General features: G+C 44.5%; 24 protein-coding genes, 1 other RNA gene, 1 pseudogene and 1 riboswitch. Of the genes and pseudogenes, 8 read left to right on the top strand and 18 right to left on the bottom strand.

The window, feature by feature from the left end:
- Position 1: 1 nt before the first annotated feature.
- On the top strand, positions 2-379 hold the full coding sequence (locus tag AC3WTF_RS02815) for a helix-turn-helix domain-containing protein (protein WP_492314171.1): 378 nt from the start codon (positions 2-4) through the stop codon (positions 377-379).
- Positions 380-742: 363 nt separating this feature from the next.
- On the top strand, positions 743-1,939 hold the full coding sequence (locus AC3WTF_RS02810; RefSeq protein ID WP_025852637.1) for a site-specific integrase: 1,197 nt from the start codon (positions 743-745) through the stop codon (positions 1,937-1,939).
- 43 nt (positions 1,940-1,982) lie between these two features.
- Here the strand turns inward: AC3WTF_RS02810 and pbuX are convergent, their stop codons facing one another.
- The 5 genes from pbuX to AC3WTF_RS02785 form a co-directional block, all read right to left on the bottom strand.
- Complete coding sequence (gene pbuX / locus AC3WTF_RS02805) at positions 1,983-3,287, bottom strand: xanthine permease PbuX (protein ID WP_047935885.1); 1,305 nt, start codon at positions 3,285-3,287, stop codon at positions 1,983-1,985.
- Complete coding sequence (gene xpt, locus AC3WTF_RS02800; RefSeq protein WP_015240076.1) at positions 3,284-3,868, bottom strand: xanthine phosphoribosyltransferase; 585 nt, start codon at positions 3,866-3,868, stop codon at positions 3,284-3,286. Before xpt ends, pbuX begins: the two co-directional genes overlap by 4 nt.
- A 99-nt stretch (positions 3,869-3,967) precedes the next feature.
- Positions 3,968-4,067, bottom strand: a riboswitch (purine riboswitch).
- Positions 4,068-4,200: 133 nt separating this feature from the next.
- Complete coding sequence (locus tag AC3WTF_RS02795; RefSeq protein ID WP_007409502.1) at positions 4,201-5,703, bottom strand: carboxypeptidase M32; 1,503 nt, start codon at positions 5,701-5,703, stop codon at positions 4,201-4,203.
- Between the two features lie 111 nt (positions 5,704-5,814).
- Positions 5,815-7,734, bottom strand: a complete 1,920-nt coding sequence (locus AC3WTF_RS02790) for an ATP-dependent DNA helicase (protein WP_032866285.1) — start codon at positions 7,732-7,734, stop codon at positions 5,815-5,817.
- Positions 7,735-7,837: 103 nt separating this feature from the next.
- Positions 7,838-8,029, bottom strand: coding sequence for a hypothetical protein (locus AC3WTF_RS02785; protein WP_003153550.1), 192 nt, complete (start codon positions 8,027-8,029; stop codon positions 7,838-7,840).
- Between the two features lie 165 nt (positions 8,030-8,194).
- Here AC3WTF_RS02785 and AC3WTF_RS02780 point away from each other — a divergent pair, with 165 nt between their 5' ends.
- Positions 8,195-8,347, top strand: coding sequence for a YpzG family protein (locus tag AC3WTF_RS02780; RefSeq protein WP_003153548.1), 153 nt, complete (start codon positions 8,195-8,197; stop codon positions 8,345-8,347).
- A 40-nt stretch (positions 8,348-8,387) separates the two neighbouring features.
- Here AC3WTF_RS02780 and AC3WTF_RS02775 read toward each other — a convergent pair whose 3' ends face one another.
- From AC3WTF_RS02775 to AC3WTF_RS02735, 9 genes and pseudogenes are all read right to left on the bottom strand, one after another.
- The gene (locus AC3WTF_RS02775) at positions 8,388-9,554 is read right to left on the bottom strand and encodes a THUMP domain-containing class I SAM-dependent RNA methyltransferase (RefSeq protein WP_015417697.1); all 1,167 of its coding nucleotides are present in this window, start codon (positions 9,552-9,554) and stop codon (positions 8,388-8,390) included.
- A 96-nt stretch (positions 9,555-9,650) separates the two neighbouring features.
- An RNA gene (rnpB, locus tag AC3WTF_RS02770) (RNase P RNA component class B) lies at positions 9,651-10,032 on the bottom strand.
- Positions 10,033-10,087: 55 nt separating this feature from the next.
- On the bottom strand, positions 10,088-10,387 hold the full coding sequence (gene gpsB, locus AC3WTF_RS02765) for a cell division regulator GpsB (protein WP_003153541.1): 300 nt from the start codon (positions 10,385-10,387) through the stop codon (positions 10,088-10,090).
- 79 nt (positions 10,388-10,466) lie between these two features.
- Positions 10,467-11,015, bottom strand: a complete 549-nt coding sequence (locus tag AC3WTF_RS02760; protein ID WP_007409499.1) for an SLOG family protein — start codon at positions 11,013-11,015, stop codon at positions 10,467-10,469.
- Between the two features lie 88 nt (positions 11,016-11,103).
- The gene (gene cotD / locus AC3WTF_RS02755; protein WP_003153539.1) at positions 11,104-11,340 is read right to left on the bottom strand and encodes a spore coat protein CotD; all 237 of its coding nucleotides are present in this window, start codon (positions 11,338-11,340) and stop codon (positions 11,104-11,106) included.
- 83 nt (positions 11,341-11,423) lie between these two features.
- Positions 11,424-11,531, bottom strand: a pseudogene (locus AC3WTF_RS02750) (hypothetical protein); the annotation flags it as partial.
- A 121-nt stretch (positions 11,532-11,652) separates the two neighbouring features.
- Positions 11,653-12,891, bottom strand: coding sequence for a ribonuclease H-like domain-containing protein (locus AC3WTF_RS02745; RefSeq protein ID WP_032866286.1), 1,239 nt, complete (start codon positions 12,889-12,891; stop codon positions 11,653-11,655).
- Between the two features lie 19 nt (positions 12,892-12,910).
- Positions 12,911-15,157: a DEAD/DEAH box helicase gene (locus AC3WTF_RS02740; RefSeq protein ID WP_032866287.1), complete on the bottom strand. Its 2,247-nt coding sequence runs from the start codon at positions 15,155-15,157 to the stop codon at positions 12,911-12,913.
- A 98-nt stretch (positions 15,158-15,255) separates the two neighbouring features.
- On the bottom strand, positions 15,256-15,762 hold the full coding sequence (locus tag AC3WTF_RS02735; protein ID WP_012117833.1) for a PTS sugar transporter subunit IIA: 507 nt from the start codon (positions 15,760-15,762) through the stop codon (positions 15,256-15,258).
- A 138-nt stretch (positions 15,763-15,900) separates the two neighbouring features.
- On the opposite strand from AC3WTF_RS02735, the gene AC3WTF_RS02730 reads away from it, so the two are divergent.
- Positions 15,901-16,314: an Hsp20/alpha crystallin family protein gene (locus tag AC3WTF_RS02730; protein ID WP_017418017.1), complete on the top strand. Its 414-nt coding sequence runs from the start codon at positions 15,901-15,903 to the stop codon at positions 16,312-16,314.
- Positions 16,315-16,343: 29 nt separating this feature from the next.
- On the opposite strand, the gene AC3WTF_RS02725 is transcribed toward AC3WTF_RS02730, so the two are convergent.
- The gene (locus tag AC3WTF_RS02725) at positions 16,344-16,778 is read right to left on the bottom strand and encodes a YppG family protein (protein ID WP_032866289.1); all 435 of its coding nucleotides are present in this window, start codon (positions 16,776-16,778) and stop codon (positions 16,344-16,346) included.
- A 186-nt stretch (positions 16,779-16,964) separates the two neighbouring features.
- Here AC3WTF_RS02725 and AC3WTF_RS02720 point away from each other — a divergent pair, with 186 nt between their 5' ends.
- Entirely contained in the window at positions 16,965-17,147 is a 183-nt protein-coding gene (locus AC3WTF_RS02720) for a YppF family protein (RefSeq protein ID WP_003153532.1), read from the top strand.
- A gap of 38 nt (positions 17,148-17,185) precedes the next feature.
- Here AC3WTF_RS02720 and AC3WTF_RS02715 read toward each other — a convergent pair whose 3' ends face one another.
- Positions 17,186-17,554: a YppE family protein gene (locus AC3WTF_RS02715; RefSeq protein ID WP_007409492.1), complete on the bottom strand. Its 369-nt coding sequence runs from the start codon at positions 17,552-17,554 to the stop codon at positions 17,186-17,188.
- 45 nt (positions 17,555-17,599) lie between these two features.
- Positions 17,600-17,845, bottom strand: a complete 246-nt coding sequence (locus AC3WTF_RS02710; protein ID WP_007409491.1) for a DUF5446 family protein — start codon at positions 17,843-17,845, stop codon at positions 17,600-17,602.
- Between the two features lie 205 nt (positions 17,846-18,050).
- Here AC3WTF_RS02710 and sspM point away from each other — a divergent pair, with 205 nt between their 5' ends.
- Positions 18,051-18,155, top strand: a complete 105-nt coding sequence (sspM, locus tag AC3WTF_RS02705) for an acid-soluble spore protein SspM (protein ID WP_003153525.1) — start codon at positions 18,051-18,053, stop codon at positions 18,153-18,155.
- 43 nt (positions 18,156-18,198) lie between these two features.
- On the opposite strand, the gene AC3WTF_RS02700 is transcribed toward sspM, so the two are convergent.
- The gene (locus tag AC3WTF_RS02700) at positions 18,199-19,161 is read right to left on the bottom strand and encodes a DUF2515 domain-containing protein (RefSeq protein WP_032866291.1); all 963 of its coding nucleotides are present in this window, start codon (positions 19,159-19,161) and stop codon (positions 18,199-18,201) included.
- Between the two features lie 41 nt (positions 19,162-19,202).
- Between AC3WTF_RS02700 and recU the strand changes: the two genes are divergently transcribed.
- Positions 19,203-19,811: a Holliday junction resolvase RecU gene (gene recU, locus AC3WTF_RS02695; protein WP_007409489.1), complete on the top strand. Its 609-nt coding sequence runs from the start codon at positions 19,203-19,205 to the stop codon at positions 19,809-19,811.
- Between the two features lie 38 nt (positions 19,812-19,849).
- Positions 19,850-22,633, top strand: coding sequence for a PBP1A family penicillin-binding protein (locus AC3WTF_RS02690; RefSeq protein ID WP_042635292.1), 2,784 nt, complete (start codon positions 19,850-19,852; stop codon positions 22,631-22,633).
- The last annotated feature ends 62 nt before the right edge of the window (positions 22,634-22,695 follow it).

Genomic DNA, 22,695 nt, shown 5'->3' with positions numbered 1-22,695 from the left:
TATGTTTAAAGACCGGTTAATTCAACTCCGTAAAGACAAGAAGTTAACACAAGAACAAATGGCTGAAAAGGTTGGCGTTCACAGGGGCACATATGCTAATTATGAAAGAGGCCATAGACAGCCAGACTATGAAACATTAGTTAAAATAGCTGATTTCTTTGAAGTCTCTACAGATTACTTGTTAAGAGGTCAAGAGTACTACCAAGATAAAGCTAAAGAACTCCGTAAGCAGAATGATGTTCGTTTTGATAATGTCGAAGGACAGGAACTGATGACGGAGGATGAAAAAGATAAATATCTTGCAGATGCTCTAAGGCGACTTGATGGAATTGAAAAAATGATTGCAGAGAATTTCAAAAACAAAAAAGAGGAAAAGTAATTATTCTTTATTGTTTATTAAGTTATTTCTGTTTACTAATAAGATCGGAACTTGAACCGGAATACAAATGAACCCGATCCGAAAGGATAATTTCACCATGTTCCTAATCCCTTATGGTTCAAGGGTTTTCAATCTTATTCTCATCTGAAACTGATCCGGACTTGAACGGAATCTCATCAGTAAAAATCGAGTCGTTGAGAAAAGTCCTGTTTTTTAAATTTTGATTAGCCCTTTTAGGGCTTTTCTTTAAACAAAACACCAGAACATAAGTTCTTTTCCAGAATACATTAACTCTCCTCCCCCTACTCATTAATTTCATTTGTATTTAAAACAACTCCTATACTTAATCTAAGAGGTGAAAGAATGTATACCAAAGAATTAATCAAGGGTAAAAAATGGTTAGCAGTTGGAGAAGGCCCTCGTGACCCAGTCACCGGTAAACGAAAGCAAATTCCGCGGCGGGGCAAAACAAAAAAAGAAGCCGAGCAAAGAGTCCGTGATGCAATAGCAGCTTTAAATGAAGATGGCATCGATGAATCAAGAGTGAAAAAGATAACTTTTGATCAAGTCGCAGCCGAATGGCTGGAAGAGTATATGTTAACAGGGAAGAAAAAGAACACTGTCCGAATCAGACGAGAAGAGATAAAAATATTAAATGCCTACATTGCCAAATCCATCATCAATAAAATAACCTTGAGACAGTATCAAAAAATACTTAACAAACTAGCAGAACAAGGGTATTCACGAAGCACTATGAATGGAGTACATACGACAGCAGGCATGATATTTAAGTATGCTGTTAAAGTAAAGTTTCTTAAAAGCAATCCTATTGCAGATGCTATAGTGCCTAAAAAAAGAATAACCGTTGAAGAAATTGAAAATAACAACATAGCTGAAAAATACCTCGAAAAATCGGAGATCGAGGAATTTCTTTTAGCAGTTAAAAATCACGGTCTACACATGGATCTGGAACGATTTTATTTACTTGCTTTTTCAGGTATGCGATCCGGGGAGTTATGTGCCCTCAAATGGTCTGACATCAATTTCGAAACAAAAGAACTCCGGATAACTAAAACCATTTATTCAGAAAGTAATAACATGAGAGAGTATGAATTAACTCCACCCAAAACACCTGGATCAATTCGAACAATTGCTATAGACGATCAAATTATAGCCATGCTGAAAGCATATAAAACGAAAGTGAAAAAGATGCATTTGCAATCACAAACAAAATTATCTGAGTACCATAATGAAAACTTTATTTTCGCAAGAGCAAACGGGTACCCTTACCTGCCAAAAAGCATCATATATCGGATGGAAAGAATTCTAAAAAAAACATCCATAAAAAAACATGCGACTCCTCACATATTCAGACACTCACATATCAGTATGTTAGCTGAAGCAGGTGTCGATATTGCGACTGTGATGAAAAGAGTCGGCCACGATGATGTGAAAACAACAATGAAAATCTATACCCATGTTACAAATAAAATGAAAGAGGATGCCTCGCAAAAAGTTCAGCAAACTTTCGGAAGCATCCTCGATCTCGGGATTTCATAAAGAAATGTTATTAAAATGTTATTTTTTTAAGAAAAACGGATAACTAACCCTCTTGAACCCTTGTCACATCAAGGGTTTTTTTCGTTTTAGGAATCATATTATAAATAATATTCAAAAGGACGGAGGTAAAGCTTCCGGCGACGATTCCGTTTGTGGTCAGCAGATTTAAGTAAGACGGCAGGTGCTTAAACATATCGGGAACGACGGTTACACCGAGTCCCAATCCGACCGAACACGCGACAATCAGAAGGTTTTCCTGCTTTTTAAAGTCAATTTGACTGAGCATTTTAATGCCGTAGGAGATGACCATGCCGAACATGGCCACCATCGCGCCTCCCAGTACGGAAGACGGGATGATGGTCGTGAAGGCTGCGATTTTCGGAAAAAGGCCGAAGAGCATTAAAAGTGCGCCCGTGACACCGATAACCGCGTTTTTCTTAATTCCTGTCAGCTGCACGAGGCCGACGTTTTGGGAATAAGCCGTGTACGGAAAAGCATTAAAAATGCCGCTGATGAATACCGCCAGGCCTTCCGCGCGGTAGCCTTTTGCTAAATCACGTTCAGACAGGCGCCGGTTTGTCAGGTCACCGAGAGCGAAATAGACGCCGGTTGACTCAACAAGGCTGACAATGGCAACGATGGACATCGTAATAATCGGTGCCGCATGAAATGTCGGCGTCCCGAAGTAAAACGGTTTAATCATTTGAATTGCGTCAGCATTCGCCACATTGTCAAATTGCACTTTTCCCATAAAATATGCGATGGCCGTCCCGATGACAATGCCGATTAAAATCGAAATGGATTTCAAAAATCCTTTTGTAAACCGATAAAGCAGCACGATGATGACGAGCACCGTAAATCCGAGGGCAAGGTTAGCCGGATCACCGAAATCCTTGCTGCCTTCCCCGCCGGCAATATGATTCATCGCGACCGGCATTAAGGTCATCCCGATAATCGTCACGACAGATCCGGTTACCACAGGCGGGAAAAAGGATACGAGCTTGCCGAAGAAAAACGACAGCAGAATGACAAGCAGACCCGATGCCAAAATGCTCCCGTAAATGGCTGAAATCCCGTACTCCTTACCGATGGAAATAATCGGCGCTACCGCGGTGAACGTACAGCCGAGCACAACGGGCAAGCCGATGCCGAAACATTTATTCCTCCATACTTGAAGCAGCGTAGCCGCCCCGCACATAAAAATGTCAATTGATACGAGATATGTCAGCTGTTCTGCGTTCAGTCCCAATGCCGCTCCTACAATTAAGGGAACGACGACGGCGCCGGCATACATGGCAAGCACGTGCTGGATACCGAGGGAAAGTGTTTTGGCATAGCCGTTTTTCATGAACGGACCTCCTGTACAAATGTCACTTTTCCGTCTTCAAGCGATTGAATTCTCGCCAGTGATTCGACCCGGCATCCTTTTTTCACCAGCTCATCTCTTCCCGGCTGAAATGACTTTTCAATGACGATTCCGATCCCGCAAACCGCTGCGCCTGCTTGTTTTACAATGGATAAAAGTCCTTCTGCCGCCTGTCCGTTCGCTAAAAAGTCGTCAATGATTAACACGCGGTCATCTTTCGACAGATGATTTCCGGAGACAGCAATCTGACTTTCTGTTTTTTTCGTGAAAGAATAGACGGATGCCGTCAGCAGATCATCCGTTAATGTGAGAGACTTCCTTTTTCTCGCAAAGATGACGGGAACGCCGAGTTCAAGGCCCGCCATCACCGCAGGGGCAATGCCCGAAGATTCAATTGTGACGATTTTGGTTATCTCGTCTTTTTCAAAACGGCGCGCAAATTCCCGGCCGATCTGCTGCATGAGAACCGGATCAATTTGATGGTTTAAAAAAGAATCCACTTTCAGCACTTGATCAGAAAGAACAATTCCGTCTTCTGCTATTTTTCGTTTTAATGCTTCCACAATGATTACCCCCGCTTATAAAAAAATAAAAAAGCATTGCCCGCTCTCAATAAAAAGAGCAAGCAATGCCGAATGATCTACACGCAACGGCCGAATAAAGCCGTTCCATTGCTCACTCATAGTCGGACATTTACGGTGACCGGTAGAAACTTGCGTGCCATATCCACGCGATTATATGAGTGTTCGTATGATATTAATCAAATTATAACAAGATACACTTCTTTTGCATAGTGAAATTTGAATATTTCCGAACTTTTACAAAGAATTGGTTTTCGATTATTCGTGTTTTTAGAATTTTTAGAAAAACACCCGGTGTATACCGGGCGTTTCGTTTATAAATATAAATTTGAATATTTGCCGACGAGATACTCAATGAGATATTGAACGTTCAGCTCTTCTCCCGTTGCATCTTTTATGATGTCAAGCGGCATTTTGCGTCTTCCGTGCTGATGAACCTTTTCTGTCAGCCATTGTTTGATCGGCTCAAAATCGCCCCGTTCTATTAATTGGTCAAATTCAGGCAGATCGTCAAGCATGGTATGCTTCAGCTGTGCCGCATACATATATCCGAGCGCATAGGAAGGGAAATAGCCGAAATCGCCGCCCGCCCAATGTACGTCCTGCAAAATGCCTTTGGCGTCAGATGGCGGCGTAATGCCTAAATAATCATGATATTTTTGATTCCACAATGCAGGCAGTTCTTCCACTGTCACTTCATTGCTGAAAATCGCTTTTTCAATTTCATAACGGATAATAATATGAAGCGGATATGTCAGCTCATCGGCTTCAATTCGGATAAATGTCGGTTTCGCCTCATTTACGGCGCGTACAAAGTCCTCTCTTTTCACATCTTGAAATTGATCAGGCGAAGCCTCAACCATTTTTTCATAATAGGCGGTCCAGAAATGTTGATTTCTGGCGATAAAGTTTTCATAAAATAACGATTGGGATTCATGAATTCCCATGGATGCACCGTCAGATAAGTTCGTTCCGCTCAACGCTTCGTCAATATTCTGCTCGTAGATCGCATGCCCGCATTCATGAATCGTTCCGAAAATCGCCGTGCGGAAATCGTTTTCGTCATATCTGGTCGTCACCCGCACATCGCCCCGGTTGATTGTCGTCGCAAACGGATGCACCGTCTCGTCCAGGCGGCCGCCGTCAAAATCATACCCGAACTCTTTTAAGAAATACAAGGAGAGGGCTCTTTGTTGTTCTTTCGAAAACGTTTTCGTTATAAAGGAAGTGTCCGGTTTATTGCCGGATTCCGTCACTTTTTTGATAAGCGGAATAATCGCTTCCTTCAATTCAGAAAACAGCTGATCCAGCACCTTTACCGTAACACCCGGTTCGAAAATATCGAGCAATGCGTTGTATGGATGATCTTCATAGCCCCAATACGAAATAAACCGCTTATTAAAATCAATCAGCTTCTCAAGGTACGGAGCAAACATAGAAAAATCAGAGGCAGCCTTTGCATCCTCCCAAGCCGTTTCAGCTTTCGATGTTAAAATGACATATTCTTTATACTCATCTTCAGGAATTTTTTTATTATGATCATAATCTTTTTTCGCAAGTTCCGCCGCTTTCACTGTATCTTCAGAGAGCTCCTCTGCATGCGCGAGAAGGATGTCGATCAGCTCTTTCATCCGGTCGGATGTCTGGATTTGAAAAACGTCAGCCGACAGCTGTCCGATGCTTTCCGCCCGGTCATCAGAGCCTTTTTTTGGGGCTCCCGTTCTTAAGTCCCAATGCATAAGTGCAATGGCTTCGACATAGTGGGATACTCTTTTTAACAGATCAAAAAACTCTTTTTCATATGTATGTAAATCCATATCCGTTCCCCTCCCTTTTCACTATCAATTACAGGCTAATGGAATGCCGTGATAAAGTCAACTTCCCGGATTTAAAAAAGCCGCAGGATAAGAATCCTGCAGCTTTTGTTTTTATACGATTTTCGGTGTAACAGGCAAGACCTTTTTGACTTCGGCCAGGACCCGTTCACTTTCTCCGCCCGCATAAATGGATATGGTTCCGCTGTCCTGATTAGAACGGATGAGGCGGCCGATTCCCTGCCGGACTCTCAAAAGCATGTACGGCAGATCAACTTCCTCAAACGGATCTTTTTTCGCTCCGTTCCGCTTTGCGGTAAACACGGGATCATGAGGCGGATACGGCAACGCCCAAATGGTCACATTCCGGAGCGAGTCACCGGGAATGTCAAGACCTTCCCATAAGTGGACGGAACAAAGCACGGATTCTTCATCCCGCTGGAATTTTTCGACCAGACTGGAGATCTCTTCGTCACCTTCGTAGTATATCGGATACGGCAGCTCCCACGCGGCAGCCTGTTCTTTAAATTCCTTCATGTCTTCAAAGGAAGGGAAAAGAACGAGGGTGCGTCCTTCATTCTTCTTAATGGTTTCAATCGTTTCGGCAGTTTTCTGCTCAGACGTCATGTCACCGTGAAGCGCAACAGACATTTGCTCCTCGTAATCGTACGGAGATTCAACGGTAAATGATAAAGGATCACGGATTCCGAGACTGTCAGCGATATAATCAAATGAACCGCCCTCAGAAAGAGTGGCCGATGAGAAGATATAAGGAATCTTTTTAGAAAAGACCTTTTCTCCCAAAACTTCGGCTACAGTTCTCGGCATAACGACAAACGTTGAGTCTGTATCCCGCGTTTCAAGCCAGCTGATGGCATCCTTTTGATACAGCGACAGCGAATATGCCATTTGTTCGACGTATTCTTCTACAACTGACAGCTCGTACTTATCGATCGTATACATTTCCGATTCAAATACGAGCGCCTCGCCGATTTTATCGAGCAGACGGCACAGTTCGTCAGCCGCACGCTTAACGCGCTGGTCGTTTTGGATGTCCAATCGGTGAGAGCCGGCGATTTCCTTCGATTCCTCTGACAGCACATAGAAAAACTCATCGTTTGCGGCAAGGGCATCTTCAATCAGTTCGGCGAATTCCTCTCTGATGTCATTTTGAAGCAGACGCTCTAAAAACAGCTCAAGCGTCGACTGCTTCACACGATACGTTAACGCTTTTTGCGCGGCGAATTCCAGCAGATGTCCTTCATCAAACACGACGGCGCTGTGATCCGGCAAAAGCGGCAGCTGTCCTTCCCTTTTGCGTGATTCTTCCGTCCATACATGCTCCATGTAGAAATCATGGGAGCAAACAATCAGATCCGTTGATTTTCTGTAATGATCTCTTGAAAGTGTTAAACCGCATCTATGTCTCATATCACATGTTAAACAATCTTGGAAGGAATCATAGCTGACGCCTGCCCACTCTTCATTCGTCAAATCAGCGTACTGTTTGCGGTCGCCGTACGGATAAAAGCGCTGCATCGCTTGTGATTCGTGTACGAATGAAGGCAGCGACTCATAAAGATCCAGCCACTTTTCATCATCAGAACGCTGCATCGTTTTCTCAAGCTTTTTCAGACACAAATACTGCTCATGGGATTTGGACAGCCGTGTATCAATCTGCAGATCCAAATGTTCTGTCAGCTTGGAAATGTCGCCTTCTTTTTTGACAAGCTGTTCAATTAACGTTTCATCGGCGCATGCGATAATGGCCGGTTTACCCGTATATCTGGCATAGCTGATGGCAAACAGCAGATACACCAGCGTTTTCCCCGTACCGACTCCTGCCTCAGCGAACATGACTTTTTTCTCTTTAAATGCCCGTTCAAGCTGAAACGCCATAAATACCTGCTCATCCCGAAGGTCAAAGCCTTTCTCGGGAAGGATATCGTAAAACACGTCACCAATCCAATTGTTCAATTCTTCGTAAAAATTCTTTTCTTTTGTTAAAGCAAAAGGCAAACGTGATGTTGTCACCCAACTCCAACCCCTAACTATTCGGCATTCAGACCATCTATAATATCATTTAACCCTTTTCAATACAACAAAAAAACTTGGCCTCGCCAAGTTTTTGTCATTATCATTTCCGGTTAATGATATGTGTACATAGGAACGGATGGTCTGTTGAATGTGTATGTTTTACCGCATTTTCAAGTTCTTCCTGTGCGTGTGTCATGGCGGAAGGACCGAACTCCGCTCCGGCTTCCTCAAGCCGGAAAGCAGTTGCGTCTAACGCCTTTTGTATTTTACTGAAGTGCTCGCTGTTCAGCATAAAATAGATCACCTCTCAAATAGAAATAATCATCATTCTATGCCGATGCTTCACTTTCTATACATGCCATTCTGAATGATCCGCACCTGACCTGCACAAACTACAACAGATATTCGATCGAATATCCATCTTCACAAAATTATTCTATCCGGGAGTGATGGTTACATGAGTTATAAAGATCGATTAGATCAGCATTCTGAATTGTTTCATCACAATTGGACGCGGCCGAAACGCTCTAAATCGCAAGTGAACGGCCACACCGAAATGTCCCAGACCAACATTATTTTACGGAGCAACGCAAAAGCGCACCGCTGGTAATGGCAGAATAAAACGTAAAGATGCCGGAGAAGACGCTGTTTCAGGCGTCTTCTCTTTGTTGCGGCTTTTTCCGCTGCGGCCGCACTTTAGCCCAGTACTGATAATAATCAGTTTTGATAAAACCGTTAAAGAGCTTCCGTTTTTTGGTTGCTTTTCTTCCGTAAACCTCTTCAAATTGTTCATTTGACGTTAACATGTAGACGGACCATGTATCAAGAGATTCAAATGCCCGGCCCATTTCTTTATACATCTGCTCAACTTCCCTTTTTTCGCCGAGCCGTTCGCCGTACGGAGGGTTTCCGACGATTACGCCGTATTCGAGCTTCGTCGTAAAATCCTGCACCCGCATTTGTTTGCATTCGATCAGGTCACCGAGTCCCGCTTCTTCTGCGTTTTCTTTGGCGATGTTTACCATCCGGTGATCTACGTCACTGGCAAAGATCTGCAGCGGCTGATCATAGTTCGCCTTTTCTTCCACTTCAAGACGCGCCTTGTCCCACAGTTCTTTTCCGATCCATTCCCAGTCTTCTGAAACAAAATCACGGTTAAAACCGGGAGCAATGTTTTGTCCGATTAAAGCGGCTTCAATGGCGATCGTGCCGGAACCGCAGAACGGATCGACGAACGGACGGTCAGGCGTCCAGTTGGTTAACTGAATTAACGCGGCAGCGAGCGTCTCTTTAATCGGAGCTCCTCCCTGATCAACCCTGTATCCCCGTTTGTGAAGGCCTGTTCCTGATGAATCCAGTGTAAGCACGGCTTTATCTTTTAAAAGGGAAATCTCCACCTTATACTCGGGGCCCGTTTCTTCAATCCATTCATTTTGTTTTCCTGATTGAAGTTTCAGCTTTTCCGCTATCGCCTTTTTGACGATCCGCTGGCAGTCAGGCACACTGGCAAGCACTGATTTCACGGATTTTCCGATAACGGGGAACTTTGCGTTTTCCGGAATGTACGCGCGCCAGTCAATCGCTTTTGTTTTTTCAAACAGCTCATCAAACGTTTTCGCCTGAAACTCGGCGACCTGTACTTTGATGCGGTCAGCCGTCCGCAGCCATAAGTTAGCGCGGCAGATCGCAAGCGCATCTCCTTCAAAAATGACTTTTCCGTTGTCTACTTTGCATTCATAACCTAAATCACGCACTTCTTTGGCGACGATCGCTTCAATTCCCATCGGCGCCGTCGCTATTAGTGTGTACTTCTTCATCGTATCACCCTGTCTCTTTTAAGCTTTCGTTTCATTCAAGATAAAAGCTCCCCTTTAAAGGAGAGCTCTAATTTGTCATATCAATAATGTTTAACGTTCTGTAAGCCATGTTTTGTTCCGTCGTACTGCAATCGGCTCATCACCTCGTACTCAGGCGGCAATCATCTATCTACAGAAAGCATTCTGTCCTTCTATCTGTTCAATTCCTTCAAGAAGGTTCCCCTACCAAAATTTGGGTTTCTCGCTCGAGGGGTTTACCGCGTTCCACTCTCACCATTTCTGATGAGACTTCGTCACTGTGGCACTTTCAAGGATACTCAGCCATATCCGGAGACGTAGGCTTTTTTCCTGCCGTCAGCCTATCAAGGCTGCCCTAGCTTATTTCTTCGCTAGGCACGAACACTACGGGCATCTCAGCACCGTGCGAGCATGGACTTTCCTCTACAGATTCAAAGATCTGCAGCGATTACCCGAACGTTAAGAACACTTGTTCATTATAAAGCAACTTGTCTCATTTGACAAGTGCATCTGCCCTATTCGTCATAAAGTTTGCTGCCAAATACATGTTTCTCAAGGTTGGACAGCCTTTTCAGAATGTCAAAGTTGGTCGTATTGGACTGCACCGGCTGTTTTTTGCTTGCTTCTTCAAGCTGTTTTTTCAGCTGCAGATTTTCTTGCTGCAGTTCTTCAATTTCTTGATGAAAGGTTTCATAATCCTTAATAATCATATCTAAAAATTTGTCAACGTCTTCTTGTCTGTAACCTCTAACGCCTGTTTTAAATTCTTTTTCCAAAATGTCTTTCGCAGAAAGCTTTACTTTATCAGCAAGCATCTTTTTCACCTCATATCGTGAATCATCATGTTATATTTTATTCAGAAACACGTCCCGTTGTCAAATATTCTCTGACGTGTTATGTAAAGAAATCTTCTTCTTCAACGGCGGCACGGAGATCATCCATCGTGATCGAATAAATCGGATATCCGTCTGTTTCACGGCGTTTTTCTGCCTGCTGCAGCATATATTTCGGCGATCCTTCCATTTCAGGATCATATAAAAGCAAAAGCGCATCTGACTTTTCAATAAAGAACGCGTTTTTCTGCCGGAATTGGAGCGGACTTTCGTACGGCCGATGCGTCAGGCTCTCCTCATAATCTGCCTGAGCAAGCACCGCTTCATACATTTCTTTATTCGGTTCCTTCCACTTTTCCTCCTGGCCGTAGAAAGGCGTGATAACGGCAACCTTTAATTCCGGATACTCTTCCCTGAGATCGTACGCCGTTTCCGCCGCCCAAAGCTCAGTCCCCAGCTGTCCGGATATGAGAATCCATTCCAAGCCTTCGTCAATAAAGCTTCTGAGTCTGGTTTCTATCGCCTTTTTTATATAAACAAGCGCCCGGTCATCCTGTTTAAAAATTCCGAGTTCAAACGGCTTGTATCCTGTTACGGCTAATACTTTCAATTGATCACCTGCTTAAAAAATGGGGCTCCCCATCGGGCCCCATTTTGATTTGCTGATATCCTAACCGATCTTGCTTAAGCGTTCAATACTAATGATCGCAGCAAGGGCTTCCGCACTGAAAATGCTGGTGAGTTGTCGGGTCAACATTTGAAAAAGTGTGCGGATAGTAATGAACGTGCTCAAAGTTGTGGTGATTTACGTTAGTTGTATGTTGCGGATGAATATGCGGCACAACTGTGTTAGAAAAACAATGGTGTTCACAGCAATGAGTCGGATGGACAATCGGCGGCATCACGTTTGGTCTGCAACAATGATGATGAAACATGCTAAATCCCCTCTCCATTAACTTATATTACACTGTTAGGTTATGAAGAAAAGAGGGTGCATGTTCTAATTCAATCACCCAATTTAAAAGTGTGTCAGCAAGCTGTCTTTAAAATTCGAAAATACAAACGCAATCAAAAAAACCACGACAAAGAACAAGTAAAAAACACCTTTATACATACCAACTCTCCCCTATAAATAACTAACGCTATTTTACAAGATGCGGCACCATTCTACAACAAAATCGATGCGGATTCAGAAAAAAATATTTTTGGCGAAACAGCTCGGCTTTTGCGCTTTCCCGGGCAATATTTCAAGAAGGATATTTCCTCTTAAGCCGGGCAATTCTCACATGGAGCTTCTCGGCTTCTTTTTCCGATATTTCCCCGTCTTCTGCCGCCTGCTGTGCGGCCTGCAGAGCTTTTTTATAATCTTTTGCGTGATGCTCAAAATAGATCGCCAGCTCTACCGCTGATTGGTGTCTGCATATGTGAAGATCAGAGCCCGTCAGTTTCTCCCAAAGGGGCACGGCGTCTTGCCTGCGGTTTTGTTTTTTATAAAGCATTGCTAAGTCAAAAAGGGCCCGATCCGAATCTTCAAAGTCTTTGCCTTGCAGCGCTTCTAGCTGTGAAACAGCCCGATCGGTTTCTTTATGAGCGATAAACCATTTCGCCATGGCGTATGCTTCCTGACGTTCTGACGTCTGATCAGAAGATGCAAAAATCTTTTTTGACATATGGATGTAAAGAGCGATGAGGGAAAGCACATCTTGTTCATTATGCGAGAGCACTCCCTTTAAAAGAGCCGGATCCTCCGCCTTTAAAAATTGAAAATACAGCATCGGCGCCAAATAACCAGGTGTGTCTTCGTCCCTTTTAAAAGCAAGCTCTTCATTTTCAACCGCCGAAAGCGATACACGCTCTAATTTATGTTTCCAAAGCCGTCTCGCCCCGTGCAGAAGATCAAAGTGACCGAAGTCAGGAAGCTTCGGAAGCCTGTCCCGGAGCAATGTATGCCTAGTTTTTACCTGCGGCCAGTCAAAGGCTTTTCCGTTATACGTAACAAGGGACGTAATGTCAACCTCACTTAAAAAGCTTTTGTAAAGAGCCGTCTCGTTTCCCGGTTTAGGAAGCAGATGCTGTTTAACCGCGACACGGTCTTCATACACTCTTGCATGACCGAGCAAAAAAATCATATTGCCGGCCCCGCCGCCGAGGCCGGTCGTTTCAGTATCAAAGAAGAACAGCTGGCTTTTTTCGTATCCTTCTGCTGATAAAGTATGTGTCAAACCGCCTTTATTCCATAATGCCATGACGTCATCAAGTTCACTGAAGCTGTACCGTCCGTGGCGGTGCGAAAGCGGATAGACGGTTTCGCGGATAAGACAGTATTCATCCTCAAAAAAGAAAGGCTTCACTCCGAATGCCTCCCATTCTTCTCTAAATGGGACTTGAATATCCGGGACCGAAAGTTGTGAAGCTGCCGGCTTTTTTTCAGCTTCCGGCACATTCAGGTGGTTTTTCATCCGCTTTAATTTATTTTTCAAGGACATCTTTCGTCCCCCTTTTCTTTTACACGTAATTCAAGAGCCGGAGTATCGCTTTCTTTGCATCTATTCCTTCTATTTCGGAGCCGATGCAGGAAGGACATCCGTCTTGACATGGACATTGTCTGATCAGGCGCTCAGCCCCTTCATTGATTTCATCAAATCGCTTATATACTTCATCGGCAAGTCCGATTCCGCCCGGATAATGATCATACAGAAAGATTGTCGGAAGTCCGGTATGTGCGGCTTTGATTTGCGGCACGACATGCACGTCATTTCGGTCGCACATGACGTATACAGGCACGATATGCTGCAGGACGTGGGCAATGCCTAAAAGCAGCTGTTCAAGCGTTTTTTCGCCGATCTCCGAATCCGTCTCTTTCAATTCAAGCCAGGCAGCACTGGTATGCAGTTCTTCTTCTGGAAGATGAATCGGCCCTGATCCTATATTTTCAAATGTCGTCATTTTAATTTTTTTAAATATTGTCGGAAGTGCGTTCACGGTTACATCGCCGAAATGTAAGGCCGTTTTCTTTCTGCTGTCCGTTCTGTCAATGTCCAGCACTTTCAGCTGCACCGCTAAATTGGCATCTGTATAATATTCGACATCGACCTTTCGCACGTACGCTTTTTTATGGTCCCAATCAAGCGTTTCAACCTGGTACTGCACCCCTTCATGAAGATAAATCGCTTCATCATGAAGAAGCGTCATCGCGCTGAAGCGGTCCATTTCTCCGATGATTTTTACATCAGCCGTCTCTGACCGGTCAACGATGACCACGTTTTCCTGTGACGCCGAACGGAGACTGATGTTGGAGGCGGGAAAAGATTCGCTCGCCCAGTGATAGCGTTCGCGGTTTTCATGAAGCACCCCTTCTTCTTCTAAATACTCGAGAATGTCTCTTGCATCATTTTCTCCGAATGTTTCATCGGCTCTGAAAGGCAGCTCATACGCGGCGCATTTCAGGTGATCGACCAGTATAATGAGATTATCGGGATTAATCCTTGCAGATTCAGGCGAGCGTTTAAAGAAATAATCAGGATGGCGCACAATATATTGGTCAATCGGATCAGAGTTCGCCACCATCACGATAAGCGCCTCTCCCTGCCGCCGCCCGGCCCGGCCCGCCTGCTGCCATGCGCTCGCGACACTGCCCGGGTACCCCGTCATCACGCAGACCTGAAGCTGGCCGATATCAACGCCGAGCTCCAGCGCGTTTGTGCTGACAACGCCGAGAATGCTGCCGTCTCTTAACCCCCGCTCTATTTCTCTTCTTTCTTTTGGAAGATATCCGCCGCGATAGCCTCTGACAGACTTCGCGCCGATTTCTTTTTTTACGATCTCCTGAATGTGGCTTAAAATAATTTCAACCCGGACACGGCTTCTGGCAAAAACAATCGTCTGGATCTTATTTTTCAAAAAAGTTTTGGCAAGTTCGTTCACTTCCACGGTGGCGCTTTTTCGAATATGCAGCGGTTTATTTATAATCGGAGGATTGTAAAAAGCAAAGTGCTTTCTTCCGGCCGGGGCGCCGTTATCGTCAATCAGGCGCACTGATTTTCCCGTCAGCTGCTCCGCCAATTCCCTCGGATTGGCGATTGTGGCGGATGTACAGATAAATGACGGCGTGCTTCCGTAAAAAGCGCAGATTCTCATTAAACGGCGGATGACGTTCGCCACATGGCTGCCGAATACGCCGCGGTACGTATGTAATTCATCAATGACGATATATTTCAGGTTTTCAAACAGACTCACCCATTTTGTATGGTGGGGAAGAATGGCTGAATGAAGCATATCAGGGTTTGTGATCACAATATGCCCGGCCTTTCTGACTTTCTGCCTGATGCCCGGAGACGTATCTCCGTCATAGGTAAAGCTTTTAATGTCCATGCCCGTCTCGTCTATGATTTCGTTCAGCTCGCTTTTTTGATCCTGCGCGAGCGCCTTTGTCGGAAATAAATAAAGCGCGCGGCTTGAGGCATCTTCCGCGATAGACTGAAGAACCGGAAGATTATAGCACAGTGTTTTTCCGGAGGCCGTCGGTGTGACAGCCACAATGCTTTCTCCGTTTTGAACCGTCTGAAAAGCGGAGTATTGATGTGTAAAGAGCCGCTTGATCCCCCTCTTTTCGAGAGCCGCCCGAATGTTCGGATCTACTTGCTCCGGCATCGGCATGGTTTTCGCCTCCCGCGGTTCCTCTTCATGCCAATGCACAATATTTTCATGATTTTTTAATTCCTGAATCAGTTCGCTCAGTGATTTTTTCTTCATCGTTCACACCTCTTTATGAGGTACAGTTTACCGAATATTTGTTTGCCTGGCTAGATGAAAATCCTGCACAAGAAAAAAAGCAGGGAATCAGCCCCTGCCTACTTCATTTTTATCGTGAAAAGCTCTGTTTGTCCTTTTTTCGCTTCATTTGCGCCTGCAAATTGCAAAGGTTCTGCGGCATCGCCATTCATAATCACCATAGGGATGACGGTGCTGCTTGCTTTTTCTTTTATTAAATCCAGCCGGCACGTTAAAAGCAGATCGCCTGTTTTCACTTTGTCTCCTTCTTTTACATGCGCTTCAAAGCCTTCGCCGTTCATATTGACGGTATCCAAACCGACATGTATCAAAAGTTCCGCTCCGGAAAGGGTGCGGATGCCGACAGCATGTTTTGTATGGAACAGCTGAATCACTTCTCCCTCAACCGGTGAAACAATGTCTCCGTTTGCAGGCTCGACGGCGATCCCGTCCCCCATCATTTTTTGTGAAAATACGGGATCCGGCACTGAAGCCAAATCCATCACCGCTCCGTCAGCCGGAGAAAAAATCACTTCCTCGGCCGGCTTTTTCCGGCTGTCTCCCAATCCGAATAATTTTTTCAGCAATGTGTTGTGCTCCCCTTCCTAAATGTGAATCCGTTACCAGTTTATTCTCCACTATTTAACCATACTTTCTTTTTTCCTTCAATTCTTAACCATACGGCATAACATCGCATAGTCTGTTTGTAAAAAGGCGGTGGTCATATGGATCAATCACAAAACGATAAACTTGATCCGCAAAGAAATGAGGACATCATCAGCCATGCGATGGACCAATTTTTTCACTCAGGTCCCTTCGCAGAATTGATGCAGGGTTTTCAGCACCTTGTCAATTCGGCTTTTACTGAAGCGCAAGTGACGATTGACGTCAGAGAAGAGCCGACGGGCCTCGCGGTTGATATCAGCGTTCCCGAGACATTCCGTGACGGTGATATGCTGGTGGAAACGAAGGGGTGCTACCTTCACGTTACAATCCGCTACGATCATAAACAGGCTCATTCATCCCATGTGTCTTCAAGCATGACAAGAACCGTTGTCCTCCCGTATAAGGTGAGTGAAGAAGATATGGAAACATCCTGGAATGAACAGACGCTTACCCTCTTTTTCCCTAAAAAATAAGCATGAATGATGGATATCATTCATGCTTTTTATTTGAAGATACTGGTGAAGCCTTTCACCAGCGATCCGACCTGATTTACGGCGCTTACCATCTGCCCCGTTGTATCTATCATTTTATTAAAGTCAAACTGTCCGTTCGTTTTTTTAAACTGGGAGAGTATGCCTGAGAATTGGGAAGACTGCTGCTGATTCGGTCTGGGAACGGGGTAAGGATTCACAAACCCCGGCTGCCCCCCGGGCATGGCTGCCTGAGGAGGAGAGGGAGCAAACGGCTGCTGCATATGACCGTATTCCTGATTCGGATAAAATTGCTGCGGGTACTGCCCTTGCTGATGATAGGGCGGCTGCTGCAATGGCTGTATCTGCTGCGGATACGGCTGCTGTAATGGCTGTATCTGCTGCGGGTAGAAATATCCCGCCGGCTGCTGGTACATATTTTGATATGGCTGCGCTCTCCATTGCATATGACATTCCCCCTTGTCTCTCACTAAGTTTCTGCTATATATGTATGAATTCCGCCGTGGTTATGTGCTTTCGGTGATTCTGATTTTTGTCAAATGCTGTCGAAAGTCTTAATTTTTTAAAAACAGAAAAAAGTCGAATCGTTATGTTACCATAATCTCAACATACATGAGAGGGGATGCACCATTATGAACGTATCATACTTAAGAAAGCGTTTTGCTGAAGTGAAAAAATATGAAACAGATTGTGCAGATAAACTGATGGACTTTGCAAAATTCCTCTATATTCAAGGCCATCTCACCGCAACCGAATTTCGAAACAGTATGAAGGTTCTCGAAGCAAGTGGAGCAGAAAACCCGGCGTATGAATAACATACCCGACCCCTTTATATAAAAGAAGGCAGCCGTTTTCAGCTGCCTTCTTTTTCAATTTCATCCCTTAATATACGAAGCGTATATAAAACAGATTCAGTTAAATCCCTGTATCTTTTTTTATGAATATGATGAACATATGATTGGAGCATCAGCTCTCCGAAATTTTCTGTAACGGCCTGAATTTGTGCGTGATGAACGTATTTCGGACGGTTTTCCTGAATAAACGCAAGCGCTGCTTCTGTCCAAAGCGCGCAAAGCCGGTCTCTTTTTTCAACATCGGGTTTAATAATCTCAAAAAAATCATATGAACGGCCTGACTCTTTTCCATCCTGATACCTTTTTTCGGCTTCCAGAACCGCCTCTATCATTTGTTCTGTCAGCTCCAATAACGACTGTGTCTGCAAACGGACTCACCTCAGTACATATGGTACCAAAGTTTTTGCATAAAATCAGCTGATCCGGCAGGCTCTCGGCAAATCCTTTTTACGCCGGTCAGCCAAAAACAGGTCATCAATACAAACATGAAGCTCCCGCGCCTCTTCCTCAAGGCGGGAAAGTTTCTCCTGTCTGATTTCTTCAGCTTCCGCCTGACAGGATCTGACTGCTTGGGTAAGCGTCTTTTCAGCAGCAGAAATCCGGAATTCGATATCAGAAAGCAGACGGAGAATATCAGCCTTGCTCGTGTAAACAGACATTCATGTTCCTCCCTTTTATCACTTGCGTTTCTTTAGAATATAATTCTCGTTTTCATACCGCTCTCCTTTGCACATGACAAAACTAGAAGCAGTTCGGCAAACAAACAGAGATTATCCTAAAAGGCGTGCCTTTCGACAAAAAAGTGCCGCAAACTTTGTATGAACCGGCACGTTAATGCAAACGATACAGTTGAGGAGGTGCCGTATGAAAACGAGACCGAAAAATGCAGGTAAACAGCAAAAAACCGAAGCAAAAACGACTGATACGCTTGATAAAAAATTAGGCGGCCCAAACCGCCCTTCCACGTAACACATCAGCAGCCCGAAACCCCAGCGAACGGTTTCGGGCTTTTTCATTTCTTCAGCCACTCTTTAACCGCGAAGAGCGCATGGAGCTCCCGTCTTTTCTGGAAGTACCAGTCCGTCAGTTCAAGCTGTTTCGGCATTTTCTCCTGTAAGAAAGCCCCTTTTCTTAACCTTTTTTGAAACCAATCCGCCCTTTCGCCGTCTAATGGGTGGGCAACAATGGGATAGGTTGTCCTCAGCATCGGTGATGTTCTTTTTTTGATGCCGATCATTTTCTCCATATCAAAGCGTGATCCGGTATGAGGAACGGTATCAAGAAAACGGTAAAAAGAAGCGTGAAGATCAGGGCTGAACAGAAGGCGGGCCAGCTGTTTTCCAAGCGTAATTCTCTCTTCGGTTTTTGAAAACCGTTTGACGGAAATTCCGTATAATTGTCCGTCAAATGAAGGGAATATCACCGTATTAAAGTGAAACCAATCACTTAAATAAAAAGGAATCGTGCCAAAAACATTCTTTTTAAACGAAGGATTTTGTATAATAGGTGCTTGGATAGTGTTTTGTTCATTTATAATAAGAGCATACATGAGCCGTTCCGTATCTCCGTGACGCCAAAAGCGGAACCATTCTTCCTGCATAAAAGCCGAGACGCGGAAATGAGGAAGATGACGGAAAAGAGGTTCGCCGATTTGTTTTGACCACTGGTAGACCAGAAGCTGAGGATAGGCATCAGAAAAAATCAGCCAATTCGCCCTTTCATACGAAAGGAAAAACCAATTTTTCTGACTGCTGTCAAGGCCCTCCTGATAAAGGATGCCTCTTAAATCAGTCATCGACCAGCCCGCATTGCGGGACACAAAGGATGCCAAAAGCGGCCACTTGATCTCAGGATGGCGGTCATAATATGCTTTATAGGCATTCGTCCGGGAAATATTATCGGCATTTTTTATTTTCGTCTCTTTTTCGATCAGGCGAAGAATGGCGGTTACGGTCTGTCGTTTATGCACGTTCATTCACTTCCGTCACTATTAGTTTGATAAGGAGGATGGAAAAAGTGATTCGGTACCCGAATGGAAAAACTTTTCAGCCGAACAAAACGGTTTCATCCCAAAACAGCCAGAAACGGTCTCATTCATACAGTAATCGCGGCATGACCCTCGAAGACGACCTGAATGAAACGAATAAGTATTATCTGGTTAACCAAATTGCTGTCATTCACAAAAAGCCGACACCCGTCCAGATTGTAAACGTCCACTATCCGAAAAGAAGCGCCGCAGTCATTAAGGAAGCTTATTTTAAACAGTCTTCCACAACTGACTACAACGGCATTTATAAAGGGCGCTACATTGATTTTGAGGCAAAAGAAACAAAAAACAAAACGGCATTTCCCCTGCAGAATTTTCATGATCATCAGATTGAGCATATGAAGCAGGTGGTCAGACAAGACGGCATTTGTTTTGTTATTATATCCGCTTTCGGAAAGGTTTATTTCCTCGAAGCCGACAAGCTGTTTGTCTTTTGGGAGAGAAAGGAGAACAATGGCAGAAAATCGATTCGCAAAGACGAATTAGAAGATGCTTCCTTTCCGATTTCCCTTGGATACTCACCGAGAATTGATTATATTAGTATTATTGAACAGCTTTATTTTTCGCAGGAACAGTAGACTGAGCGAAAGGTTGATAAACGAAAGGTTGAGATGTTATGTCAGATCAATTTACGAGCCGTGAAGAACGCCGTAAGGCAAGGCAGACGAAAAGCACTAAGCCCTCTTCACCGAAAAAAGGCAAGAAACAGCGTAAAGGCGGTTTATTCAAAAAGATTGTGCTGTCCTTGGTTATTCTGTTTGTCCTTGGCATAGTCGGCGGAGCGGCGGCATTTGCCGTTTTGGTTTCCGGCGCGCCGTCTTTGGACGAAGCCAAGCTGAAAACGCCTTACTCTTCAACGATTTACGATAAAAACGGCAAAGAAATAGCGGAAGTGGGCGGTGAAAAACGAACCTACGTCCCGATTAAGGATATACCCGATGTTGTGAAAGAAGCATTTATCGCAACTGAAGACGCCCGTTTTTATAAGCACCACGGTATAGACCCGATCCGGATCGGAGGCGCCTTGGTCGCCAACTTTACGGATGGATTCGGTTCAGAGGGAGGAAGCACAATCACCCAGCAGGTTGTGAAAAACTCGCTTTTGACCCATCAGAAAACGATTAAACGGAAAGCACAGGAAGTGTGGCTTTCACTGCAGCTGGAGCGCCATTATTCTAAAGATGAAATCTTAGAGATGTATTTAAACAGAATTTATTTCTCACCGCGTGCCTACGGCGTCGGTAAAGCGGCTGAAGAATTCTTCGGCGTAAAAGACTTGAGCAAGCTTACGGTTGAACAGGCGGCGACGCTTGCCGGAATGCCGCAAAGCCCGACCGGATATAACCCGGTTAAAAATCCGAAGGCTTCCGAAAAACGCCGAAACATTGTTCTCAGCTTAATGGAAAAACAAGGATTCATTTCAAATTCTGACTACCAAAAAGCAAAGAAAGTGTCCATGAAAGATGAAGGCGTCGTCAGCCAAAAGGAATACGATAAAAAGGACACAAATAAATACAGCGCTTTTGTCGAAGAAGTTATGAAAGAAATTGAGACAAAAGAAAAGAAAGACGTCGATATTTCAACTGACGGATTGAAAATTTACACGACTCTTGATACGAAAGCACAAGATTATCTTGATCAATTGATGAACGGAGATACAGCCGGCTTTTCGGAAGGCATGCAGGGCGGCGTCACGCTCCTTGATACGACAAACGGAGAAATCCGCGCTATCGGAGCAGGACGGAACAGAACTACCGGGGGATTCAATTATGCAACACAAGGTAAAACCCAGCCCGGTTCAACGATAAAACCTATTCTTGATTACGGCCCGGTCATTGAAAATAAAAAATGGTCGACGTATGAGCAGATTGATGATTCGGCTTATACGTACTCTAACGGCACACCAATCCATGATTATGACAATAGATACAGAGGCCAGATATCAATGCGAGAGGCCCTCTCAGACTCACGTAATATCCCGGCTCTGAAGGCATTCCAAGCAGCAGGTAAAGATAATGCCGTCGACTTCGCAAATGACTTAGGACTAGGATTAAACAAAGAGAGTGTAACCGAATCTTATTCGATCGGAGGATTTGGTGAGGATAACCGCGGTGTATCTACTATGACAATGGCGGGCGCCTACAGTGCTTTCGGAAATAACGGAACGTACAATGAACCGCACGCGGTCACATCGATTGAATTTAATGACGGCACTAAGCTTGATTTAACACCGAAACCGAAAAGTGCTATGAGCGACTACACGGCGTTCATGGTTACAGATATGCTCAAAACAGTCGTGCAGTCAGGAACAGGCAGATTAGCTCAAGTACCGAACGTGGAAGTCGCCGGTAAAACGGGTACGACCAACTTTACTAAAGAGGATATCCAAAGATATAATATCGCACAAGGCGGAGTCCCAGACTCCTGGTTTGTCGGATACACCCCTCAATATACAGCAGCGGTTTGGACCGGAGTTGAGTCTGGCAACAAAGCAGGCAAGAAATCACTGTCTTCTGCAGACCAGCAAGTCGCAAAACGGATTTTTCAAAAGCTGATCTCATACGTTGATGACGGTAAAGGAAGCTTCAAGCAGCCTGACAGTGTCGTCAAAGAAACAGTTGAGAAAGGCTCGAATCCTGCCGCTTTAGCCGGACCAAATACGCCGGATGATAAAAAAGTGACGGAGTACTTCGTGAAAGGAACGCAGCCAACTGCCGTTTCTAAAACATACACGAAAGAAAAAGCCGATAAACCGACAGGATTGCAAGTGAAATACGACAAAGATAAAAAATCATTAACTTTAAGCTGGAATTATGACGGTGATGCAACATTCAATGTCAAACAATCCGTTGACGGCGGAAGCTACAGTGACATTCAAAACAGTTCGGCAAAAGAAGCCGTCGTCTCAGATGTCACACCAGGCTCCACATACAGCTTCCAGGTGACAGCGGAAAACGATGACGGAAAAAGCGATACGGCATCAGCTTCTTTCAAAGTCCCGAAAGATGAAGAAGACGATGCGGATAAAGATAAAGCGACTGACGATGAACAGAAGTCTGATGAAGATAAAGACAAAGACAAAACGCAAACCGATGATTCAAACACAGATGACAATCAGACAGATACGTCTGACGGATCGGATCAAACACCAACTGATGACCCGGATAAAAATCAGGATCAATCCGATAAGGATCAAACAGATAACAACAATCAGAATCAGCCCGGTAACGGGACCGATAACAACGGACAGCAAGATAACGGCTCTGATAATGATTCCGATTCCGGTTCAGACGGCTCAAATAAACCTGACAACGGTCAAACGGACAAAAACCAAGACTCATCTTCAAATATCAACGGGCAGTCCAATTCGTCAACCATCCAGTCAAATCCCGCTCATTAGCGGACGAAATCCTTCACCTCAACCAGGTGAAGGATTTTTTTCATACAAAAAAACCTCCTTAT

The organism is Bacillus sp. EB106-06-01-XG163 (assembly GCF_058791615.1).
This window is presented reverse-complemented; position numbering and strand designations above follow the sequence as displayed.

What these genes read in the sequence shown, in the direction of transcription:
- AC3WTF_RS02815 (WP_492314171.1), top strand. Translation starts at nt 2, where the DNA reads ATGTTTAAAGACCGGTTAATTCAACTCCGTAAAGACAAGAAGTTAACA.
- AC3WTF_RS02810 (WP_025852637.1), top strand. Translation starts at nt 743, where the DNA reads ATGTATACCAAAGAATTAATCAAGGGTAAAAAATGGTTAGCAGTTGGA.
- pbuX (WP_047935885.1), bottom strand. Translation starts at nt 3,287, where the DNA reads ATGAAAAACGGCTATGCCAAAACACTTTCCCTCGGTATCCAGCACGTG.
- AC3WTF_RS02795 (WP_007409502.1), bottom strand. Translation starts at nt 5,703, where the DNA reads ATGGATTTACATACATATGAAAAAGAGTTTTTTGATCTGTTAAAAAGA.
- AC3WTF_RS02785 (WP_003153550.1), bottom strand. Translation starts at nt 8,029, where the DNA reads ATGCTGAACAGCGAGCACTTCAGTAAAATACAAAAGGCGTTAGACGCA.
- AC3WTF_RS02780 (WP_003153548.1), top strand. Translation starts at nt 8,195, where the DNA reads ATGAGTTATAAAGATCGATTAGATCAGCATTCTGAATTGTTTCATCAC.
- AC3WTF_RS02775 (WP_015417697.1), bottom strand. Translation starts at nt 9,554, where the DNA reads ATGAAGAAGTACACACTAATAGCGACGGCGCCGATGGGAATTGAAGCG.
- gpsB (WP_003153541.1), bottom strand. Translation starts at nt 10,387, where the DNA reads ATGCTTGCTGATAAAGTAAAGCTTTCTGCGAAAGACATTTTGGAAAAA.
- cotD (WP_003153539.1), bottom strand. Translation starts at nt 11,340, where the DNA reads ATGTTTCATCATCATTGTTGCAGACCAAACGTGATGCCGCCGATTGTC.
- AC3WTF_RS02745 (WP_032866286.1), bottom strand. Translation starts at nt 12,891, where the DNA reads ATGTCCTTGAAAAATAAATTAAAGCGGATGAAAAACCACCTGAATGTG.
- AC3WTF_RS02740 (WP_032866287.1), bottom strand. Translation starts at nt 15,157, where the DNA reads ATGAAGAAAAAATCACTGAGCGAACTGATTCAGGAATTAAAAAATCAT.
- AC3WTF_RS02730 (WP_017418017.1), top strand. Translation starts at nt 15,901, where the DNA reads ATGGATCAATCACAAAACGATAAACTTGATCCGCAAAGAAATGAGGAC.
- AC3WTF_RS02725 (WP_032866289.1), bottom strand. Translation starts at nt 16,778, where the DNA reads ATGCAATGGAGAGCGCAGCCATATCAAAATATGTACCAGCAGCCGGCG.
- AC3WTF_RS02720 (WP_003153532.1), top strand. Translation starts at nt 16,965, where the DNA reads ATGAACGTATCATACTTAAGAAAGCGTTTTGCTGAAGTGAAAAAATAT.
- AC3WTF_RS02710 (WP_007409491.1), bottom strand. Translation starts at nt 17,845, where the DNA reads ATGTCTGTTTACACGAGCAAGGCTGATATTCTCCGTCTGCTTTCTGAT.
- sspM (WP_003153525.1), top strand. Translation starts at nt 18,051, where the DNA reads ATGAAAACGAGACCGAAAAATGCAGGTAAACAGCAAAAAACCGAAGCA.
- AC3WTF_RS02700 (WP_032866291.1), bottom strand. Translation starts at nt 19,161, where the DNA reads ATGAACGTGCATAAACGACAGACCGTAACCGCCATTCTTCGCCTGATC.
- AC3WTF_RS02690 (WP_042635292.1), top strand. Translation starts at nt 19,850, where the DNA reads ATGTCAGATCAATTTACGAGCCGTGAAGAACGCCGTAAGGCAAGGCAG.